Origin of the sequence: Corallococcus sp. AB049A (genome assembly GCF_003668885.1) — a bacterium.
In the GTDB taxonomy this organism is placed as follows: Bacteria; Myxococcota; Myxococcia; order Myxococcales; family Myxococcaceae; genus Corallococcus; species Corallococcus interemptor.
This window is the reverse complement of record NZ_RAWL01000663.1, coordinates 1-2987: the sequence shown is the minus strand read 5'-3', so window position 1 is coordinate 2987 and position 2987 is coordinate 1. Positions and strand designations below refer to the sequence as shown.

1 protein-coding gene is annotated in these 2987 nt (G+C 74.2%); it reads left to right on the top strand.

Annotated elements, in window-relative coordinates:
* On the top strand, window positions 1–2748 hold a 2748-nt coding region (locus D7X55_RS37965; protein ID WP_147470379.1), incomplete at its 5' end, for a CHAT domain-containing protein.
* Window positions 2749–2987: the final 239 nt, after the last annotated feature.

The following is a 2987-nucleotide window of genomic DNA, read 5'->3' as shown; positions in this document are numbered from 1 at the left end:
GGGACAGCTCCCCGCCGCTGGAACCACCTGGGGGCGTTCGCCCTGACCCTGGCCGCCCTGGGCGTCTGGACGGCGCGCGTCACCCGCGAGCCCTCCTCGCCCTGGCCCGCGCCGGCACCCACCCGCGCATTGGAGGCGCGGCTGACGTCCGGGGCCCTGGATGCGCACCGACCCTACGTGCCCATGCGCGGCGGGACGCGCGCGGCGGCCCCGCTGCCGCTGCAGGAGCTGGCCGGGATGGAGGACCGTCAGGACTGGCGCGGCATCGCCTCCGCGTACCTGCTGTCGGGCGACGCCCGGCAGGCCCTGAGCTACCTGGGCAACGCGCCGGCTTCCCCGGACGTGGACTCCGACCGCGCGGTGGCGCTGGCGCTGGCCCACGCGGGCGCGTCCGAACAGGCGTCGCTCGACGAGGCCCTGGCCGTGCTGGAGGACGTGCTCCGCGAGCAGCCCGACCATCCCCAGGCCCTGTGGAACCTGGCGCTCGTGCTGCGCAACCTGGACCTGCCCCTGCTGGCGGCGGATGCCTTCGACGCCGTGGCGAAGCGGGGCGAGCCCGGCTGGAGCGCGGAGGCTCGGGACAAGGCGGTCGCGCTTCGCGAGAAGACCCTGGCCCGGGGCCGCGAATGGAAGCAGGCCTTCGCGGCCACGCAGGACCTGATGGCGGACGCCAACGCGCCGCTGCCCCTGGAGGAGGCCGCGAAGCTTCCGGGCATCGTCCGGCTGGCGTTCTATGACGCGGTCCGCGCGGCGCCCTCGAAGGACGCGGCGCTGCGGCTGTTGCCTCTGGCGGAGGCGCTGGACCGGGCCTACGGCGGCACGGTGCTGCACGCGACCGTCCTTCGGGTGGCGGCCCGGGACTTCCAGAAACGCGGCCCCCTGGCCCGGGACTACGCGCGGTTCGTGCGAGGCAGGACCCCGTTCCCTCCGGCGTTCCTGGAGAGGCTGCGCCACTCCGGTGAGGAGGACCTGTACGTGGGGGCGCTCGGCTACGAGCTTCAAGCGGGGCGGCCCGTGGACGTGACGGCGTTCGCTCGCGCCGCGGAGGGCCTGGGTGACCCGTGGTTCCACCTCATCGCCGAACGCGAGCGCGCCAACCAGGAGGTGGGCGACGGCCAGTGGTGGAAGGCGGAGGCGCGCGTGCTGGAGGCGCTGCGCACCTGCGAGGCACAGCGGCTGGACTACCGCTGCGCGGACCTGCACGGGTGGCTCACGGACATGTACCTGGTAGAGCTGCACCGCCCCGCCGAAGCCTCCGAGCACGCGCTGCGCGGCTGGCGGCTGGCGAAGTCACAGGGGGAATGGCAGCAGGAGCGGCTGTTCCTCCAGGAGCTGGCGCAGGTGGCGCGCTTCCACCACGTCGCCCCCACCGCGAGGGCGTACCTGCGCGAGTCGCTGGCGCGCACGCCGGAGGAGCTCGCGCAGCGCGGCTACGTACACCGCAACCTGGCGACGCTGGCGTGGATGGACTTCCGCGTGGACGAGGCCCGTCAGCACCTGGAGCAGTCCATGGAGTCCGGTGCGCCGCTGGGGCTCAATGGCGCGGGCGTGCTCGCGGACCTGGCCCGCTTCGGCCCCATGCCCGGCGCCGCGGACGCGCTGGCCCGCGCCCTCTCCGGACTGCGACAGGGCGAGCCTCGCCCCGGTGAGCGCGCGTTGCTGGACGCGCTCCAGGGTGAGTTCGAATTGGAGCGAGACCCCGCCGCCGGACGCGCCCTGCTGCACAGCGCCCTCACGCAGGCGGAGCACGGACCCGATGACGTGTCCGCCCGCCGCGCGCGGGCCCGCGCCTCCGCCGCGCTCATCTCCGACGCCGGACGCTCGGGCGCGTACCTGGAGGCGCTCACCCTCGCGGGCCGCCAGCTCCAGGTGACCGAGGTGCCGGAGCGCTGCGTGCTCGCGGTGTCGGTGCAGCACGAGCGCACGCTCACGGTGGCGCGAGGTCCCTCCGGCGCGGTGCTCGGGGACTTCAACTCGACGCGCACGGCGCCTCTTGGACAGGACGCCTCCGGGCTGGTGCCTCCCGCGCTGCAGGACGCGCTGCGCGGGTGCGAGCAGGTGCGGGTGCTGGCCCCGCCTCCCGTGACGGGCCTTCCCCGGCTGCTGCCTCCGGACATCGCCTGGAGCTACCAGGTGGGCCACGCGAAGGCGGGCCCTCTTCCTCCAGTGGACGGCGGCACGCACCTGGTCGTGTCCAACGTGGACACGCCCGCGGCCCTGGGCCTCGCGCGCCTGCCGCCCATGGCGCCTCCTCCAGGGGACGACGCCCGGCGCGTGATGCTGGAGGGTGCGCGCGCCACGCCGTCGCGCGTGCTGGAGGCGATGTCCACCGCCACCGAGGTGGAGATCCACACGCATGGCGTGTTCAGCCAGGAGCTGTCGGACGCGTCGCTCCTCATGCTGGCGCCGGAGCGGGATGGCCGGTACGCGCTCACCGCCCGGCAGGTGCGCGAGCAGGGGCTCCCGCATGCCCCCCTGGTCTTCCTGGCCGCCTGTGGCGCCGCGCGTACCGCGCCGTTCCCACATGAGTCGTTCAGCCTGCCGGTGGCCTTCGTCGACGCCGGGGCGCGCGCGGTGCTGGCCGCCACGGTGGACATCCCTGACTCCGCGGGCGGCTTCTTCAACGCCGTGCGCGAGCGCATCCACTCGGGCGCCGCTCCCGGCGTGGCCCTGCGCGACGAGCGACAGGCGTGGCTCCAGGCCTCCCCGGCCGACCGCTGGGTGCACGACGTGCTCCTCTTCGAATGAAGACCTGTCAGGTCATAAAAAAGAACCAGACCTGGAACGTTTTCAAGAGGAAGCCGCACGCGGGGGATGCAAGGCCGGACCCCGCGGCGGCTGCGTCAGGAGGACACGGTCATGTCGAGATGCCGGATCAGCCCCATCCTGGTACCCATCCCCACGAAGCCCCAGCAGGACCTCCCGGACAAGCCGCCCCCGGGACCCGCTGGGCTGGATACGAAGACCGCCGTGTCGCCGCCCAAGCC